This window comes from Natronocella acetinitrilica, assembly GCF_024170285.1.
Classification (GTDB): Bacteria; Pseudomonadota; Gammaproteobacteria; order Nitrococcales; family Aquisalimonadaceae; genus Natronocella; species Natronocella acetinitrilica.
Genome location: NZ_JALJXV010000003.1, coordinates 362,484 through 377,821, shown reverse-complemented (window position 1 = coordinate 377,821; position 15,338 = coordinate 362,484). Strand labels below are relative to the sequence as shown.

The following is a 15,338-nucleotide window of genomic DNA, read 5'->3' as shown; positions in this document are numbered from 1 at the left end:
CACAGGACTGACCCGGCGCAGCGCACGAGCGCCAACCAGGGTAGAATGAAGGGTAGGAATCATGTCCAACAATCAGGAGAACCCCATGGGCAAGCATGCCAGCGAGGAGCGCGAGATCAGCGCAGGCTCGATGCTGATCTACCACTCGATCTACTCCCAGGCCGGTACGCTTGGCAAGGCGCTGCTTGAGTACATCATGAACTCCGTTGACGCCGGTGCCGAATCGGTGGAGATCGACCTCGCCACCGACGGCTTCACCGTGCGCGACAACGGCATGGGCTTCTCGCGCATCGAGGAGATCATGGAGTGGTTCGAGAAGCTCGGCTTCGATCACGGGCCGAGTGAGGAGGATCATCGCACCTACGGCAAGTTCGGCCTTGGCCGCGCCCAGGCCTGGGCGTTCGCCTCCACGGTCTGGCGCACGGCCGCTTTCGAGATGGATGTCGACATCAAGCGCCGCGGCCTCAAGTACACGCTAAAGCGCGACCTGCCCGTTCAGGCCGGCTGCCGGATCGACGGCACGCTCTACGAGCCGATGCTCCCCTCCCAGCGCGAGGAGGTGCTGCGCGAGTTGCGCGCCCTCTGCACCTACGTGCGCATCCCCGTGGTGCTAAACGGCGAGACCGTGAGCAAGAGTCCGGCGGACGAGAAGTGGGACTTCGAGACCGACGACGCCTACATCCGTCTGCGCGACTCGGGTGATCTTGCCGTTTACCACCTGGGCGTGCTGGTGCGCAAGTACTCAAGCTGGAGCTACGGCACCGGTGGCGTGGTGGTGAGCAAGGTGCCGCTTCAGGTCAACGTGGCGCGAAACGACATCCTGGTGAGCCGCTGCGAGGCGTGGAAGCGCATCCAGGCCGTGGTGCGCTCGGCAAGCACCGAGCGCACGAAGACCAAGCAGGCGCCGCTCACCGATAGCGAGCGCGGCTATGTCGCCTCGCGCCTGGTCGATGGCGAGTTGAGCTGGTCGGACGCCGCCGATCAGAAGATCATCACCGATGTCACCGGCCGTCACCACAAGCTTGAGAGCTTCGCACGCAGGAGCATCTTCACCGTCGCCCCGGAGGCAGGCTCGCGGCGCGGCGAGCGCGTACACAAGGACAAGCTCGCCTTCGTGCTCTGCCCGACCACGCTCGAGCGCTTCCATGTCGAGAGCGGCGAGGAGCTCCAGGCGCTGCTGGCGCGGGTCTCCACGTACACGGACGATCGTTACGGCAGCACCTATGCCCGGTTTCGCGGCAGTTACACGCCCTTCGAGCACTACGCGGATCTTGTGAGCGATCACTCCCGGATCATCCCGGTCAGCAAGCTCGGCAAGCAGGAGCGTGTTGCGCTCCACGCGCTTCGCAAGGCCTCACAGCGCTTCCCCTCCCTGTTCTGGCGGGTGCACGATGAGCGCATCCCCCAGCGGCGCATCGAGCCCGGCGAGTCGGAGTGCAACAACGCCTGGACCGACGGTCGGCGCTATATCGCGATCAACCGCGAGCAGCTGGCGCTCGCCGGCCGTGGCTATGACGGCATGTGCGCGCTGATCACCCTGCTTGCCCACGAGTACTGCCACCGCGAGAGCGATCTCGACTCCCACCGCCACGGCGTCGAGTTCTACGAGGCCTACCACGACGTGACCCGCTACAACGGCGCCTCGAGCATCGGCGCGCTCACCATGCAGGCGCTCAACATCTACCTGCGCGAGTGCGAGAACGCCGGCGTGAGCGTCAGCAAGCGCGCCTTTGAGTTCGCCGACGCGCTTGAGCGCGGCGCACGCCTTGGCGAGGATGACGGGGTCGACCATGGGGGTGATCATGACGCCGGGGCGGACACCCCCGCCGAGCCTCCGGCAGGCGCCCCGGTGCGCGAGGCGGCACCTGCGGCCCCCGCGGCCCCCGCGGCCCCCGCGGCCCCCGCGGCCGGCAGCAAGGCCGACAAGGACGCCCCGACGGCGAGCGCCAGGCCTTCGCCTGCCGGGGCGCAGGCGGGGAAGGACGACCGGGCCAGGGCGTCCTGCGTGCAGATGAGCTTCCTCGACTAGGCCTGCCTGCCAGGCATCCGTCACGGTGGTGCCTGGCTTTATTTAAATTGACATTTATTAATTATCCCGCTATGATTGTCCTCAAATTGATGAGGTGATCATGGCATCCCCAACCTATCTCAACGTGCCCTTCGCGGAGAAGGACGCTGCCAAGGCACTCGGTGCGCGCTTTGATGGCAGCAGAAAGAGCTGGTTCGTCCCCCCGGAGATCGATGCGGCGGCTTTCTCCCGCTGGCTGCCCGGCGGCTCCTCGGCTGCTGCGGTAGCGCCTTCCTTCGCACGGCACGATGAGCGGCCCGCCTCCGACGCACCGGGTGCTGATCAGGAGCCTGCCCCCGGCGTCTCGCTCTCCGATCTGCTTGATGCCGTCTCGGGCACGGTGCGCGCCGCCCACGGCGCCCCGGTCTGGGTGCGTGCCGAGGTCACGGCGGTGAGCGAGGCCCGTGGTGGCCATACCTATCTCGAGCTCGTCGACTATGGCGCTGATGGGCGGGAGGCCGCCAAGGCGCGGGCCTCGGTGTGGCGCTCGCGCGCTGGCATCATCAGCGCCTTCGCCAAAGCCACCGGGCAGGCGATCGCAGCCGGTGTGAAGCTCCTGGTGCACGCCCGGGTCGAGATCCACCCCCGCTTTGGCCTGTCGCTCTCGATCGAGGACATCGACCCGCGCTTCACGCTGGGCGACATGGAGGCGAAGCTCGCCGCCATCCGCGCGAGCCTGAAGGCCGAGGGGCTGCTTGAGGCGAACCGCTCCCAGGTGGCGCCGCAGGACTTCCTGCGCGTGGCGGTGATCGCCCCGGGGGGTGCTGCCGGCCTCGGCGACTTTCGCACCCAGGCTGACCAGCTCGCCGCCCACGGGCTTTGCCAGTTCACCTACCTCGATGCGCAGTTCCAGGGCGACCAGGCGAGCGTGTCGGTCTCGGCGGCACTCGAGCAGGTGCGCACCGCGCTCACGACCGGGCGCGCGAAGCTCGATGCCGTGGTGCTGATTCGCGGTGGCGGTGACAAGGCCGGGCTCTATGCGCTGAACGACTACGCCATCGCCCGCGCACTCTGCCGCATGCCGGTGCCGGTGATCGTTGGCATCGGCCATGAGCGCGACGTGACGCTACTCGATGAGCTTGCCTGCGTGCGCCTGCCCACCCCCTCGATGGTGGCAAGCCATATCGCCGGGTGCATCATCGGCAATGCCCGCGAGGCACGCCAGGCGGCCCTTCTGCTCGAGCGCCTTGCCCGCGGCCAGGTGGTGGCCGCTCAGGCCGCCGCCGAGAAGGCGGTCACGGCACTCAGGCAGACGGCTGTGGGCCACGCCCACACGGCCCGGATCGTGATCGATCAGTCCCGTAGCGCCCTTCGGGAGCAGGCACTGCGTCATGCTGCCGGCGCCCGCGAGGCGGTCAACGCCGAGCAGGCCGCGCTTCGCACGCTCCCGGCGCAGCTCCTCGAGCGCGCCCGCGCCGATGCGAAAGGCCACATGCAGACCCTTTTTGCCTACAACCCGCACCGCATTCTCGGCCAGGGCTACGCCATCGCCCGGGGCGAGGACGGGAGAGTCGTGCGGAGTGCGACAGCTGTTCGATCCGATCAACCCCTTGCGCTTCGCGTCACCGATGGCGTCATCCACGCCCGGGTCGAGCGCATCGAACCCCTTGAGGAGGAGTGTCACCATGACTGAGCAGACCCCTGTCGAGCAGATCCCCGGCCCGGCCGATGCCTACGTGCAGCACCTCGGGCGGCTGAAGGGCGCCGTGCAGGCGATGCGCGAGATGCGCGAGCCCGATGTCGATCAGCTGCTACCGCTGGTGAAGGCCGGCACCGAGGCCTACGAGGCCTGTGTGGCGCGGATCGAGCAGGTGACCCGGGCGCTGGAGGGACTTGGGATCGAGGGTGCCGATGCAGCACCGTCGGCTGGCGAGGAGCCGGGCGTCTAGCGCCCTGCCCCGCTCCACCCTCCCCCGCGGCTAGAGTCCGAAGCGAAGCTCCTCGGTGTCATCAAGATCGCGGCGGCTGCCGCGGCGGATGAGTGCCTCAAGCGCACCGGTGACACCCACCGCCTCGGCGAGCCGCGCCAATCGGGCGTGATCGAGATCCTCGAGGTCGTGGTCCCAGGGCAGGGGCGTGATTGCCGGCGTCTCGCCGCCTGAGAGATACAGCCAGTCGACCAGCGCCCGCTCGGGCGTTGCGCACGCGTAGGGGCGGTCGTCAATGCGGCTATCCGCCGGGCTCCCTGCCGCAAGCAGGGCGGCAGGCATCGTCCAGAGATCGACCCGGGCCACCGGCAGCTCAAGGCGCACCTCCGGGCCCGGGCGCGTGCGCTCACCAGACGGCGTGCCAGGTACGATGGCACTCACCACCAGCGAGGGGTTATTGAGCACCCCGAACTCACCGAGCACCCGCCCGAGGCTCACGACCGCTTCCGGGCGGTGGGCGGCGAGCACCTCCTCTGCGCGCACCGCCGGCCTTGCGTGGGCGTTGATGCAGTGCCTGCCATCGCCTGGCAGCAGATCGCCACGCCGGATCAGTGTTGCCAGCAGTGCCGAGAGGCGCGGCACCCGGGGCGCAGTGGCGGTCTCGAGCAGGCCCGCGAGGCGCTCGGCATCGACAAGCCGCGGCGCGTCCTCGGCCTTGAGCCGCTCGCGCGCCGCCGCATGGTCCCGGTCCTGACGCCCTGCCATTACCCTGCCCCCAACTGCGCGCCATCTGCCTTCGGTGAGTCTACCGCCCCTGCCGCGCGCTGCAAGCGCTCTCCCCTCGCGCGCAGCGCCGCAGCACCCAGCCAGCCCTCAAGCGCCTCGCCAACGGCAAGGCGCATGCCCTCGAAGCGCTCCTCGTCAAAGCGTGCCGCCGTCTCCCGCGGCAGGAAGTCGAGCACCTCGGCGCAAAAGCGCGGGTAGTCCATGCCCTCGAGCTTCTGCCAGAGGTTGGCCTGCATGCGCGAGAGCGCCTCGACGCCGGCGTTCGCAAGGAGCGCGACCGGCGGGTCGACGCGAAGCTCGACCAGGAGCGCAAGGTCGTAGAGATCGCGGGGTGCGGAGCGGTTCTCCGAGAGCAGCGCGGCGGTCTTCGCCGCGGCCATGGCGATCGCGTCATAGCTCTCGACCAGTGTCGGCGTCGCCCCGGCACCAACCGGCGGCAGGTACTGCCTGCGGATAATGTGCCCCTCGGGCAGCGGATGTCGCTTCATCTCGATGGTGAGCTGCACATGCGAGCCCGCTGCGCGGCCGTTGATCTTCCAGCGGTTGGTGGTGTCGGTCTGCTTCGGCGCGGTGACCCGCACATCCTCGAGCAGCCCGGATGAAAGCGCCTCACTGATGCCCCGCTCGACCGCCCGGCGCACCCGCTCGGGCGGCGCGCCCTCGGCGTGGGCGAAATCGATGTCCTTGGTGGTGCGCTCGCTGCCAAGCACGGCGTGCATCGCCATCCCGCCCTTTAGCGCCAGGTCGCCTGCAACCGCGTGGTCGAAGATCGCACAAAGCAGCCGGGACTGCAGCAGCCCGCGCTCCACCGACCCCACACTCTCGCCTCCAGCCATGCGACCCCCTTTTTGTTTCCACTATTTTAACATGGTGGAGGATATATCGGACTCGACAGCCAGCCGAAAAGTGATAATATTCATTCAATGAATAACACGCTACCTCATCCGGCACGGACGAGGGTTTCAGCAGGAGGATGACATGGCGACTCTGGCGCACCTGGTGATCGAGGACGCGCAGCGCGCGGCCTTCGTACTGCACGTCGGCCAGGAGGGTGAGTCGCTGCGCTACCGCCTGGGCCTGCATCCGGAGTGGTCCGACTGCCCGCTCGAGGCGCTCGCGGCAGCCGCCCGCGAGGCACTGCCCCGGCGTAGCGGCAGCCCGCTCGGCGCGGCACTCCGGGCTGCACTGGAGCAGGCCGGATACCGGGTCACCGCGGCGATTCCCGGTGCGGGCACGGAATTGCTTGACTTCTAGTTTAATAAACGTATAATTAATTAAAGATTGCAGAGGAGAGCGCCCATGACCGTTATCGCCGTTCGCCCGAAGTGGGTCGAGGAGCTGGATCGCGAGCTTGATGCGCTCGCCGCGGAGATCGGCCTTGCCGCCGAGGAGGCGCGGATCGACGAGCTGCTCGCCGCCGGTCTTGCCATCGGCGAGGCGTCACTTTCGCCGGTTGAGAACCAGGTCGCGGCAAGCGCCTGAGCGCCGCCCTAGACTGCCCCTATTGGACGCCCAGGAGAGGCCTGCCCATGTTGAATACACATCCACCCAGCGCGCCTTCGGGCGCTGACCGCCTGGCGGTGTTCGAAGCACTTGCCGGCATGACCCTTGAGGGCGGGCTGCGCCGCGTCGCTGGCGAGATCCTGCGCGAGATCGAGTCAACCGGCCTGCCCTCGGTGGCGCGCCTGGTCGCTCACTGGCGCGAGGTGCCGGGGCTTGAGGGCTTTGCGAGCGCCACGGAGTCGCGGCTCTTCGGCTAGTCGTGTTTTGATTGCTGTTGCCGGCGTCCGCCGGCGAGGAGTCTGCGCATGTCCAGAACCCTGTATGTTGCTGTCATTGCCCGTTTGGCTGATGAGAGGCTCGACGCTGACGATGTTGGCGCACAGGGCGTCTACGTGGTCAACGGCATCGACCCGGGACTTTCAGACGGCGATGCTGCGGACACGGCGCTCGCCTCCTTCCATGCCCACCAGGGGATTGGCGTGCTCGATGACTTCGAGATCCTGGTGCTTGACCGAAGCCGTGGTGTGGTGCTTGAGCCTGATCATGGCGAGGAGCGCGACGAGCACGACTGCGAGAAGGTCTCCACACTCTTCGAGCCCTGGGCGCACGACGTGCTGGAGGGCTGGCTGTCGCGGCAAGATCCGCAGTAAGCCGGTTTCGCAGGCAATTGCCCGGCCGCGAGGGGCGCGCCAGGCAGGGACAATCGTCGGAGGGTGCACCATGACAGCGATTCGAGCAAAGACCGTGGAGGCGATCCGCGCCGAGGGTGGCGTGATGGTGGTGTTCACCGCCGCGGAGCTCGCTGGTCTTAGCGCCAGCCAGCGCCGGGATCTTGCCGACCTGCTGGTTGAGCAGGGCAACAGCGCGATCGACGAAATGCGTGAGGCGAGCGCCTCACAGGATGGAGCCCCCGGGCAAGGCTAGGCCCGGGCAGCGCAACCACGGCAGGGGTCGCCCCAGGCCGTCGGGGCAGGCATCAGGTGGCGTGGCGGCGAGAGTGCCGCCACCGAAGCCCGATCCGGAAAGGCCTCAGGGCGCCCGCCATAGCCAGGGAACCAATGACACCGCATAGTCCATGTTTTGATGGGATTGCATGGAGCCACTGCGGGAGTCGCGTGAAAACTCCCTGCTTGGACCGGGCCCGATACAGTGAATTCTGTTGATCGGACTGCCCCCCGCATGACTTTGCGCCAGGTAGGCGCGGTAGCTATCCGCCATGCGATGATAGTCCGGGTCGACAGTGGCCAGGAAAATACCGGAGACATACACGATCTCCTCAGCGTCATCGTATCCCAGGCAGTACCAGTAAGCGGGGGTGTCGCTTTTGGCGGTCGATGTCATCGCCAGGATCGCGGCAGCCGCGATGATTGCGCTGGCGGCTATGCGCTGTAAAGGCTTCAGGGTCATCGTTTGATCGCTCCCGCATTGAGCAAAAGAAACGGCGCCTTGAGCCCGGCTCGCTCGCTGTCGCCGCAGCCCCGTCCAGAAGACTACGGCAGACCCGATGGCCTCGACCACCCCCATTTGGGGGTAATGTTCCGTGCCGAGCCATCGGGTAGGCCGATAGCCTGGGCGCATGCCGTCCGCTCAGCCCCCGTCTGCTGGCGCAGCTCGCGGCGACTCGCCGTAGCGGTTCGCCCCGCGCCGCCCGGGCAACAGCATGACAAGCAGTGTGAGCGGCGGCCCCACAAAGGGGATCAACGCCACCAGGTGCCACCAGCCCGACAGGCCGATGTCGTGCAGCCGCCGTACACCCACGCCCACCAGCGGCGGCACGATCACCATGAGCCAGACAATCGACACGGCGTAGCCTGCCAGGGGGCTCAGGCCGAAGGCCCCGTCAAGCAATACCAGGATAATGGAAATGGCCACGCTCAGGCAGGCGCTCACGAACTGGAAGGACCAGTACTCAGCCCAGCTCGCGCGGCCCACGAGCAACTCGTCGCGGTCCCAGGCCCGGGCGAAGTGCCTGAGAATCGCGCGCATCAGCCAGCCTGCGCCAGCGGATGGTCGCCAAACCGGTTCTCCCCCGGATTGCTGCGCAGCGCGAAGAGCACGCAGAGGATCGTCACACCGAGCAGTGGCACGACGAGAAGAACCTGCCACCAGCCGCGGAAGTTGATGTCATGCAGGCGCCGCGCGCCGACGGCAAAGGAGGGAAAAACCGAGGCGACGGAGTAGAGCGCGGAGAACGCGCCGAGGCCGACCTCCATGACAAAGGTGCCGGTGAAGACATCGAATATGATCAGGCCGAAGCCGATCAGGACATGGATCAGCATGAACCACCAGAACGCCTGGCGCGTCGATCGACCGCTAAACACAAATCCCTGTCTCCATGCATCAATGTAGTGTCCCATGCGCGAGGCTCCTTTGTCGGTAAGGGCCACAGTCTACGGCATCCCGGCGCTGCAAAGAGTGAACGGGCGCACAGTCTCGTGACCTGCGGAGTCAATTGATAAGGATTATATTAATTGACATCGGCACAATGGCCGTCTAATCTTGCCGCTCGTTTAACCAATAGGGGTGTGCCATGTCATCAATCGGTGCAATGACCGTCGATTCGATCCGCGAGCACGGCGGTCTTGTTGTGGTTTTCACGGCCGCTGAGCTCGGGGATCTGGCCGAGTGGCAAAAGCGATCGATCGCCAACGCCCTGGTGCAGATCGGCAACGAGGAAATCGAGCACCATCAAGGCGTCAATGCCCGGGAAGCGGGCTAGGTGCCCGGCACGACATCGCCCACAGCCCGGTGGCTCCCTGCGCCGGGGTGTGGGGCGTGCGCTCAGGGCGTCGGGCAGTTCGGGGCCCGCATGCCCATCGCGGCGGCCTGGCGCTCGATACCGGCCTCGAGCAGCGCGGCGTCCAGCCGCTCACGACCACCGGGGAGCCAGGTGAGCGCCTCGCGCCGGGCAATCATCTCGATCAGCTGCGGGGCGTTGATCTCATCGAGGTAGCCGCCGCGTGCGGTGCCCGGAAGCGCATCGGCGCCTATCTCATAGCGAGCGATCGGCACCGCGCGCCGGGGATCGAACACCACCCACACGCTGTCCTCGTCGAGGAGCCGCTCGGTGATGATGCCATCATGGCCGGCCTGGGAGAGTGTTTGGCGCGTCCAGCGATCAAGGGCGGCAAAGCGCCGCGCGCACGATTCGCGATAGGGGTTGTCCATGCGGGCAAGACAGATCAGCACGCCAGGCGCGCCGGCGTCGCGCCTGCGCCCGACGGCCTCGGCGTAGTGCGCCGCGAACGCCTCCCCTTGCGCGAAGTGGGTGCCGATTGTCGCGCGCTCACCGCCGGCGGTATCGCCCTCCCGGAATGCCGTGAACGCGTATGCCGTGCCGTGGAAGAGCAGCGCAAGGGAGCCTGCGCCGGGGAGTCGGGCGCTCATGCCGCCTCTTCCCGGACCACTCGATAGCCCTCGTCGGTGTCCTCGACGGCAAGCTCCTGTCCGTCGGCCAGGCGCACGAACTCGCGCTCAAGCAGGCAGTCGTCGTGGTCATCTGGCAGGTCCGCGCAGAGGGCGATGTCGCTCACCGCGCCCGTGCGCATGTCCACCGTGCAGCTCGACGCATACTCGCTGCCAGACCAGATCGAGACAAATTCAGCCAGCTCGCGCATGGATAATCTCCTGTCATGGGATTACTTTATTATAGTGTTTTTATAATACCTGTCAAGCGGCAGGCGCTGCCATGTCATCCCCCGGCGCGCTTTCGAGCCCCGCGTTCTGGCGCTGCGAGAGGCGGGCCATGCCGGCGATGCGAAGCGCGGCCAGCACGCCGGCGCGCGCGCACGCCGTGAGTGCCTCGACCAGGGCCGTGTCGAGGTCGGGCGTGCCGGGCAGATCGCCCTCGAGCGTGACCACCATCCCCTCGAGGACATCGTTTCGCACACTGAGTGCGGCGCCGCGCAGCAGCCGCGCACCGGCCATCTCCTCTGGCTGGAGGAGCACATTGCGCTCGAGGGTCTCGTCGCCCTCACGCGTCGTGACGGTGAGCGCAATGATAGCCCCCTCGCCGATCGGGGCGTGCAGGCGAAGTGCCTGGATGCCCAGTGCGGCGAAGCCGTGCGCTGCTCCCTGGGTCGCCGTGAGCCGCGCCCCGAGGGCAAGTTCCAGTGTCCGCCGCGGTGTGTGCGCCCATGGCGAGCCTTCGAGCAACACGGCCGCCTCCACCGCCCCCAGGAACTCCTCGTCGCTGCGTGTCATGATCCGATCCTCGATAGGCCGCGCGGCTCCGGCCCCATGCCAGGTTCGCGTCATCCTGGCATTGTATTTTAATTGCACGCAATTAAAAGGACTCCGGTCACAAAAATGCGCCCGGGCAGCGCCCCCGCCTGGGGGCTGCGCCTCGCTACGGGCAGTTGCCGGCCAGGCGGTAGCCTGCGCTCAGCGCTGCCGCGGCGCTCTCGAAGTGGACCCGATTGGCCTCGCCCACGCGGGAGTAGCTTGGGCAGTCGGGGCGGTGGAAGACGCGCGAGTTGCGGTTGCCGCGCACCGCGCCTCCCGACCCCGGCGCGCGGTGATCCGGGGCGTGCTCGGCATCGTTGTCCGCCTGGCGCCCCGGATCGACGCCATCGGCCCGGGCGATTGGCCCGATCGCGGGCGCGCCCGTGAGCCGGGCGTAGACCGGGACATGGTCGGAGACCTGGGCGCGCATCATGGCGTTGGTGATCCCAAGCGCCTCGTGGACCATCACGATCCCGGCACTGGCGAGTGGTGGCGGGTTGCTGCGCGGCACGAATATGTTGTCGTAGAGGTTCGCCATCCGCCCCTCGATGGTGCTGACAGTGGTCGCCCCCTCGGTGATCAGCGGCTCCATGACCGCGGTGAGCTCCGCCCAGGCGGGGTTTCGTGGCGGCAGATTGAAGTCGCCGAGAATCACCAGCGGGTCGCCCTCGGCGAAGCGCTCGATGACAAAGTCATGGAGCGCGCGCAGCGCACGCGCCTCGCCCTGGCGCTCGGCCACGGTGTTGCCGTAGATCGCGTGGAGCGTTGCCAGCACCAGGCGCTCGCCGCTGCGCTCGGAGACAAAGCGCGCCACCATGGGCGGGCGCACGAACACATCCTGCGGATCGAGCGCGGTGAAGGCCTCGCCGGTAAAGCGCGCAGCGCTCTCGCGCCAGTAGTAGGCGTACTTCTCCTGGTAGCGCGTGCGCCCCTGGCGATCGGAGTAGACAAGCCCCCAGCGCTCGCCGCTGGTCGCCTCGAGCTTGCCGTGCAATCGGTAGGCGGCCTCGGCATTCATGACCTCCTGAACCGCGACCAGGTCAAAGGCATCCATCACCTCGGCGAGAAGATCAAAGCGCTTGTGCTCGCCCCAGCCCATGTTCTGGATATTCCAGCTCGCGATGCGAAGCTCCGCAGAGGCAACCCCGGGGAGTGCGCTCGCGAGGAGCACCAACCCGATCAGCACTGCCTTCAATCCCTGCCACCTGCCTCTATCCATGCCCCTGCCTTCCTCTTTTTTGTTTTGCCTCGACAAAGTCTAGCACCACCGGCCAGGCGCTGTCCCGCGTACCCTGCCGGACGCGCGCATGATATAATAGAAGTCAAATTAATGAAGGAGACTGTCCCCATGGCCGTGACCCCGGAATCCCTGCTCGAGAGCGCCCATGGCGCGCTGACCGTCGACATCCCGTCGCACCGTAAGAATGATGCCGACTGGCGCTCGCACCTCTCCGTGGTCGCCGACCTCTTTGCCCTTGGTGCTGCGAGCGCGCTCGCGCTTCGCAGGGACAGCGTCGAGATCAATGATGGCATCCACGTCGAGGGCTACTCGCTTGCCGTGCTGCACCTGCCGGAGGGCGCGCGGCGCGGTGACCGCGCCATCCTCACCCGGCGCTTTGTCGGGATCAGGGACCACTCGGTCAGCATTCAGGCGAAGGCCATCCCCTTCACCATCGGTGACCCCGATGCCTGCCAGGACCTGCTGGAGCGGCTCATTGATCAGCGCTTTGAGCACGACCCGGCGGTCGCGGTCGATGAGACCGATAGTGGGATTGGCAAGGCGATCCTGCGGAGCATCGCGGGCGAGGCGGATGCCACCAGGCGCAGCCCGGACATCGACGAAAAAGACCCCCTCGTGATTCACCGCCACCTTTCCTACGACCCGCTGGTCGCGCCCTGCGCCGGTTCACCGGCGGAGCTTCTCCTGGCTGATTTCTACGCCGACAGACGGGACCAGTACGCCGGCGCCGACCCCTGGCTCGGGCTGGACCGGCAGTTCACCAGCCTGCCGAAGATCGCCCGGATGATCGGCAGCCCCATTACCCAGGCCCTTGGGGTCGCAGTGTCGGCGACCACCGAGCGCATGTCCCGCAGGCTCCACCCCTTCGTGACGCGCAACCCCGATGGCTCGCCGCGCGCGGGTGCCGGGGCGTCATCCACGGCGTCGCATGTGACGCCGCTCATGATCGACTTCCTGCACCGTTCGGGGAGCCACGAGAACCTGATGCGGCGCGTCCAGGTGCTCGCCCAGTACCCGGAGCTCCCCTGGATGGACCTTCTGATTAACCAACGCTCTCATGACGGGTTCTTCCGGGCAATCGACGCCGGGGAGGCGGAGCCCGTCTTCGCGCTGGAAGAGAGCACCGGCCTTGGCAGGCGGCAGATCGAGGCGCTGATGGCGCTCGGTGACGAGGCGCTCCTTCGGGTGCTCGCCGCTCGCCGGGAGGCGCCGGCAGCACGGCTTCTGGCGAACACCCGCCCGTCCTTCCTGATGCGCCTGCCGGGCGACAAGCCCCTTACCGGGCGCACCTCCAGCACGCTGCTCGAGCTTGCCCAGGGGGTTGTGCGGGCGCCGGGCAGTTTCACCGCGTCGCTGATCGATCCCGGCGCGCTGATCGACCGGCCCCTTGCCGATCTGCTCGATGCCTTCCGGCGCGCCCCTGGCGCAGTCCGCCAGGGGCGTGGAGACCTCACCGGTCCGGCGCAGATCGACCACTACCTCGACTGCCTTGATGAGATCGCCGTGCGCACCGGGGCGACGGTGCCTGGCATGTCCGCACCGAACGCCCTCTCGCTGCTCGCCCAGGCGCGCGAGTGGGAGCGGCGCACCGACCTCGCGCTGCTACCGCGCCTGCACGACTGGGAGGCGGGCGTGCGCGAGCAAGGCGCTCGCGAGGCCGCCTGGGAGCCGCTGCTCGAGGGGGGCGAGCGCATCATCGACACCAGCGCCGGCGCGGTGGTGGTGCGCGAGCTGACCACCGCCTCGGCGCTCCACGCCGATGGGCTCGCCCTCAACCACTGCGTCGATGGGCTTGAGGATGGCTGCTGGGGTGGTCGCTATCGGGTCTTCTCCCTGACCGGGCCGGGCGGCATGCGCTCGGCGCTTGGCGTGCGCCTCGAGCACGCAGACCCGGAGATCGAGGCGCCCGATGCGCTCACCCTCACGCTCGAGATCCATGAGAGCGCTGACGCGAGCAAGCCCGAGGCGCGGCTCGAGGAGGCCGCCACGCTGCTCCTCGAGTTCCTCGCCGATGACCCTGCCCACAACGCGGTGGCGACAGAGATCGTCTACGGCGCCACCGTGCCGCCGGCCGGGCACCCGGGCGCGCAGACGCTGTTTGAGAGCCTCAATCTCGGCGAGATCAATGACATCTTCGGCGGTCTCCTTCCGCACGGACTTCGCCGTGCCCTCGATGAGACCCTGAAGGCGGCCGCCGAAGAGCGCGACGCCGAGCCTGCGCAGGACACGCGCCGACTCGGCTGACTGCTCGCCCCTACGCCGCCCGCCGTGCGCGGGCGGCGCTCAATGGTCTCGCAGGACGGCGCCTGCGCGCCGCGCTTGTCATGATCACCCGGCTGTTTTAATATATACCGTATAAATTAAATCAGTGCGGCCGGAGCCGGTCGTCAAACAGCCAGGGAGACCGGCGTCATGTCCGCTGCCGAGCACCACCAGCTTTCCTTCTTCCGACTGCCCTATGGGCTCCTGTCCGATCTCGACCAGGCGCTTTTTGGCTCTGTGGCCATGCGTAAGATCGATCTCGGCGAGGGGCTCTTCGACGTCCACTTCAGCTCCCCCGGGGCCCTCTCCCTTGACATCGAGATCGAGGTCGCGCGGTTCATGCGAAGTGCTGATGAGATGATGGCCGCAGCACCGCTTGCCGGCGTCTACCAGCAGCACCTGAAAGGGCTGATGCGCTATGTCGGCAAGCAGTGCGTGATCGAGGTCTGCGGGGCGGCCGGCGTGATCGGCCTGGTGCAGGCGGCACTCGCCCGGGCCGTCGCAGAGGGGCTGCTCGCCGCGGACGCCGAGGTCTTCGCCCGCGAGGTACTGGCTGTCGATCGCGGACCGACGCCGACGGTGATCCACTACCGCATCACCCGCGATGCGCTCCAGGCGGTCGACTCCGAGGCGCTTTTTGCCGCCTTTCGCGCCCACCCCGAGCGCCACCAGATCGCCCTGCCTGGCTGACGCCCGGGCCTAGCGCCCGAGCGCCTGGCTCGCCGCCTGCTGGCGCCCGGCCGGGGCGCTGATCGCTGCCTCGTCCACAGGCCCGCTATCGCCAGGGCGAAGCTCCCCGCTCAGATAGGCGAGCGGGTCGGACTGGATGTGCTCATGGCGCACCACATGGGCAAGGTCGGCGGCGCCCCCGTAGGCAAGGCGTCGCGGCAGCGTCCTTGCCGCGTTAAAGTGCAGATACTCCTGGAGCCACACGCAGGTCGCCGCCGGATAGAGTGTTTTCAGGACCGGGCCGTTTTGCACCAGAATCATCGGCGCGCCCGCCCCCCGGTAGCCGGGCACGTACAGACACTGCCTTTGATCCCGCGCGTTTCGAAGCAGCTGGTGGATATAGCCCTTGTGGCAGGCCTGCGGCAGCACGATGGCGCTATCGAGTGCGAGCACGATGGCAAGGCCCTCGCAAAGCCAGGGTGCGCGCTCGGCGGCACGCGCCAGAAAATGGCCGTCGACCTCCGGGAACGCCGGCAGGGGGCGCGCCTCGGCGAGGCGTCTCGCCATCCCGTGCTCCGTTCGGTGCCTGATCAGGTGTTCGCGTACGACATCCATGGTGGTCTCCTCCTCTATTTATTTTAACATCAAAGAAATATACCGGGCAGGGAAAAGACGCATTCGGAAGGTTGACTTTAATTAATATGCGCTATATACTCAC

21 protein-coding genes are annotated in these 15,338 nt (G+C 67.4%); 11 read left to right on the top strand and 10 right to left on the bottom strand.

Annotated features, from left to right (window positions below):
• Window positions 1–61 precede the first annotated feature (61 nt).
• From J2T57_RS07940 to xseB, 3 genes are all read left to right on the top strand, one after another.
• Complete coding sequence (locus tag J2T57_RS07940; protein ID WP_253476556.1) at window positions 62–2,029, top strand: ATP-binding protein; 1,968 nt, start codon at window positions 62–64, stop codon at window positions 2,027–2,029.
• A 100-nt stretch (window positions 2,030–2,129) separates the two neighbouring features.
• A complete protein-coding gene (xseA, locus tag J2T57_RS07935) occupies window positions 2,130–3,701 on the top strand; it encodes an exodeoxyribonuclease VII large subunit (protein ID WP_253476554.1) in 1,572 nt (523 codons plus the stop codon).
• Complete coding sequence (gene xseB / locus J2T57_RS07930; protein ID WP_253476552.1) at window positions 3,694–3,957, top strand: exodeoxyribonuclease VII small subunit; 264 nt, start codon at window positions 3,694–3,696, stop codon at window positions 3,955–3,957. Before xseA ends, xseB begins: the two co-directional genes overlap by 8 nt.
• Before the next feature lie 30 nt (window positions 3,958–3,987).
• Here xseB and J2T57_RS07925 read toward each other — a convergent pair whose 3' ends face one another.
• Both J2T57_RS07925 and J2T57_RS07920 read right to left on the bottom strand, forming a co-directional pair.
• Window positions 3,988–4,701, bottom strand: coding sequence for a hypothetical protein (locus tag J2T57_RS07925; RefSeq protein WP_253476550.1), 714 nt, complete (start codon window positions 4,699–4,701; stop codon window positions 3,988–3,990).
• Entirely contained in the window at window positions 4,701–5,558 is an 858-nt protein-coding gene (locus J2T57_RS07920) for a nucleotidyl transferase AbiEii/AbiGii toxin family protein (protein ID WP_253476548.1), read from the bottom strand. The genes J2T57_RS07925 and J2T57_RS07920 overlap by 1 nt, the downstream gene beginning before the upstream one ends.
• A 142-nt stretch (window positions 5,559–5,700) precedes the next feature.
• Between J2T57_RS07920 and J2T57_RS07915 the strand changes: the two genes are divergently transcribed.
• From J2T57_RS07915 to J2T57_RS07895, 5 genes are all read left to right on the top strand, one after another.
• Window positions 5,701–5,976, top strand: a complete 276-nt coding sequence (locus tag J2T57_RS07915; RefSeq protein ID WP_253476546.1) for a hypothetical protein — start codon at window positions 5,701–5,703, stop codon at window positions 5,974–5,976.
• Between the two features lie 45 nt (window positions 5,977–6,021).
• Window positions 6,022–6,204: a hypothetical protein gene (locus J2T57_RS07910; protein WP_253476544.1), complete on the top strand. Its 183-nt coding sequence runs from the start codon at window positions 6,022–6,024 to the stop codon at window positions 6,202–6,204.
• 47 nt (window positions 6,205–6,251) lie between these two features.
• A complete protein-coding gene (locus tag J2T57_RS07905) occupies window positions 6,252–6,482 on the top strand; it encodes a hypothetical protein (protein ID WP_253476542.1) in 231 nt (76 codons plus the stop codon).
• Window positions 6,483–6,530: 48 nt separating this feature from the next.
• Window positions 6,531–6,875 (top strand): hypothetical protein, encoded by a 345-nt coding sequence (locus tag J2T57_RS07900; protein ID WP_253476540.1) that lies wholly within the window; start codon window positions 6,531–6,533, stop codon window positions 6,873–6,875.
• A 70-nt stretch (window positions 6,876–6,945) separates the two neighbouring features.
• Window positions 6,946–7,149: a hypothetical protein gene (locus tag J2T57_RS07895; RefSeq protein WP_253476538.1), complete on the top strand. Its 204-nt coding sequence runs from the start codon at window positions 6,946–6,948 to the stop codon at window positions 7,147–7,149.
• Between the two features lie 105 nt (window positions 7,150–7,254).
• On the opposite strand, the gene J2T57_RS07890 is transcribed toward J2T57_RS07895, so the two are convergent.
• From J2T57_RS07890 to J2T57_RS07880, 3 genes are all read right to left on the bottom strand, one after another.
• A complete protein-coding gene (locus J2T57_RS07890) occupies window positions 7,255–7,632 on the bottom strand; it encodes a hypothetical protein (protein WP_253476536.1) in 378 nt (125 codons plus the stop codon).
• Window positions 7,633–7,812: 180 nt separating this feature from the next.
• Entirely contained in the window at window positions 7,813–8,211 is a 399-nt protein-coding gene (locus tag J2T57_RS07885) for a DUF805 domain-containing protein (protein WP_253476534.1), read from the bottom strand.
• Window positions 8,211–8,582, bottom strand: a complete 372-nt coding sequence (locus tag J2T57_RS07880) for a DUF805 domain-containing protein (RefSeq protein ID WP_301289255.1) — start codon at window positions 8,580–8,582, stop codon at window positions 8,211–8,213. Before J2T57_RS07880 ends, J2T57_RS07885 begins: the two co-directional genes overlap by 1 nt.
• A 173-nt stretch (window positions 8,583–8,755) precedes the next feature.
• Between J2T57_RS07880 and J2T57_RS07875 the strand changes: the two genes are divergently transcribed.
• Complete coding sequence (locus tag J2T57_RS07875; RefSeq protein WP_253476531.1) at window positions 8,756–8,944, top strand: hypothetical protein; 189 nt, start codon at window positions 8,756–8,758, stop codon at window positions 8,942–8,944.
• Between the two features lie 62 nt (window positions 8,945–9,006).
• On the opposite strand, the gene J2T57_RS07870 is transcribed toward J2T57_RS07875, so the two are convergent.
• The 4 genes from J2T57_RS07870 to J2T57_RS07855 form a co-directional block, all read right to left on the bottom strand.
• Complete coding sequence (locus J2T57_RS07870) at window positions 9,007–9,612, bottom strand: hypothetical protein (RefSeq protein ID WP_253476529.1); 606 nt, start codon at window positions 9,610–9,612, stop codon at window positions 9,007–9,009.
• Window positions 9,609–9,842 carry a hypothetical protein gene (locus J2T57_RS07865; RefSeq protein ID WP_253476527.1) on the bottom strand — a complete coding sequence of 78 codons (234 nt, stop codon included), beginning with the start codon at window positions 9,840–9,842 and terminating at the stop codon, window positions 9,609–9,611. Before J2T57_RS07865 ends, J2T57_RS07870 begins: the two co-directional genes overlap by 4 nt.
• Window positions 9,843–9,894: 52 nt before the next feature.
• Complete coding sequence (locus tag J2T57_RS07860) at window positions 9,895–10,482, bottom strand: hypothetical protein (protein WP_253476525.1); 588 nt, start codon at window positions 10,480–10,482, stop codon at window positions 9,895–9,897.
• Between the two features lie 91 nt (window positions 10,483–10,573).
• Complete coding sequence (locus tag J2T57_RS07855; RefSeq protein ID WP_253476523.1) at window positions 10,574–11,668, bottom strand: endonuclease/exonuclease/phosphatase family protein; 1,095 nt, start codon at window positions 11,666–11,668, stop codon at window positions 10,574–10,576.
• A gap of 111 nt (window positions 11,669–11,779) precedes the next feature.
• Between J2T57_RS07855 and J2T57_RS07850 the strand changes: the two genes are divergently transcribed.
• Both J2T57_RS07850 and J2T57_RS07845 read left to right on the top strand, forming a co-directional pair.
• Complete coding sequence (locus J2T57_RS07850; protein ID WP_253476521.1) at window positions 11,780–13,933, top strand: hypothetical protein; 2,154 nt, start codon at window positions 11,780–11,782, stop codon at window positions 13,931–13,933.
• A gap of 168 nt (window positions 13,934–14,101) precedes the next feature.
• On the top strand, window positions 14,102–14,641 hold the full coding sequence (locus J2T57_RS07845; RefSeq protein ID WP_253476519.1) for a hypothetical protein: 540 nt from the start codon (window positions 14,102–14,104) through the stop codon (window positions 14,639–14,641).
• 9 nt (window positions 14,642–14,650) lie between these two features.
• Here J2T57_RS07845 and J2T57_RS07840 read toward each other — a convergent pair whose 3' ends face one another.
• The gene (locus J2T57_RS07840; RefSeq protein WP_253476517.1) at window positions 14,651–15,235 is read right to left on the bottom strand and encodes a hypothetical protein; all 585 of its coding nucleotides are present in this window, start codon (window positions 15,233–15,235) and stop codon (window positions 14,651–14,653) included.
• Between the last annotated feature and the right edge of the window lie 103 nt (window positions 15,236–15,338).

Coding starts and splice junctions, on each gene's coding strand:
- J2T57_RS07940 (WP_253476556.1), top strand. CDS start 62: ATGTCCAACAATCAGGAGAACCCCATGGGCAAGCATGCCAGCGAGGAG.
- xseA (WP_253476554.1), top strand. CDS start 2,130: ATGGCATCCCCAACCTATCTCAACGTGCCCTTCGCGGAGAAGGACGCT.
- xseB (WP_253476552.1), top strand. CDS start 3,694: ATGACTGAGCAGACCCCTGTCGAGCAGATCCCCGGCCCGGCCGATGCC.
- J2T57_RS07925 (WP_253476550.1), bottom strand. CDS start 4,701: ATGGCAGGGCGTCAGGACCGGGACCATGCGGCGGCGCGCGAGCGGCTC.
- J2T57_RS07920 (WP_253476548.1), bottom strand. CDS start 5,558: ATGGCTGGAGGCGAGAGTGTGGGGTCGGTGGAGCGCGGGCTGCTGCAG.
- J2T57_RS07915 (WP_253476546.1), top strand. CDS start 5,701: ATGGCGACTCTGGCGCACCTGGTGATCGAGGACGCGCAGCGCGCGGCC.
- J2T57_RS07910 (WP_253476544.1), top strand. CDS start 6,022: ATGACCGTTATCGCCGTTCGCCCGAAGTGGGTCGAGGAGCTGGATCGC.
- J2T57_RS07905 (WP_253476542.1), top strand. CDS start 6,252: ATGTTGAATACACATCCACCCAGCGCGCCTTCGGGCGCTGACCGCCTG.
- J2T57_RS07900 (WP_253476540.1), top strand. CDS start 6,531: ATGTCCAGAACCCTGTATGTTGCTGTCATTGCCCGTTTGGCTGATGAG.
- J2T57_RS07895 (WP_253476538.1), top strand. CDS start 6,946: ATGACAGCGATTCGAGCAAAGACCGTGGAGGCGATCCGCGCCGAGGGT.
- J2T57_RS07890 (WP_253476536.1), bottom strand. CDS start 7,632: ATGACCCTGAAGCCTTTACAGCGCATAGCCGCCAGCGCAATCATCGCG.
- J2T57_RS07885 (WP_253476534.1), bottom strand. CDS start 8,211: ATGCGCGCGATTCTCAGGCACTTCGCCCGGGCCTGGGACCGCGACGAG.
- J2T57_RS07880 (WP_301289255.1), bottom strand. CDS start 8,582: ATGGGACACTACATTGATGCATGGAGACAGGGATTTGTGTTTAGCGGT.
- J2T57_RS07875 (WP_253476531.1), top strand. CDS start 8,756: ATGTCATCAATCGGTGCAATGACCGTCGATTCGATCCGCGAGCACGGC.
- J2T57_RS07870 (WP_253476529.1), bottom strand. CDS start 9,612: ATGAGCGCCCGACTCCCCGGCGCAGGCTCCCTTGCGCTGCTCTTCCAC.
- J2T57_RS07865 (WP_253476527.1), bottom strand. CDS start 9,842: ATGCGCGAGCTGGCTGAATTTGTCTCGATCTGGTCTGGCAGCGAGTAT.
- J2T57_RS07860 (WP_253476525.1), bottom strand. CDS start 10,482: ATGACGCGAACCTGGCATGGGGCCGGAGCCGCGCGGCCTATCGAGGAT.
- J2T57_RS07855 (WP_253476523.1), bottom strand. CDS start 11,668: ATGGATAGAGGCAGGTGGCAGGGATTGAAGGCAGTGCTGATCGGGTTG.
- J2T57_RS07850 (WP_253476521.1), top strand. CDS start 11,780: ATGAAGGAGACTGTCCCCATGGCCGTGACCCCGGAATCCCTGCTCGAG.
- J2T57_RS07845 (WP_253476519.1), top strand. CDS start 14,102: ATGTCCGCTGCCGAGCACCACCAGCTTTCCTTCTTCCGACTGCCCTAT.
- J2T57_RS07840 (WP_253476517.1), bottom strand. CDS start 15,235: ATGGATGTCGTACGCGAACACCTGATCAGGCACCGAACGGAGCACGGG.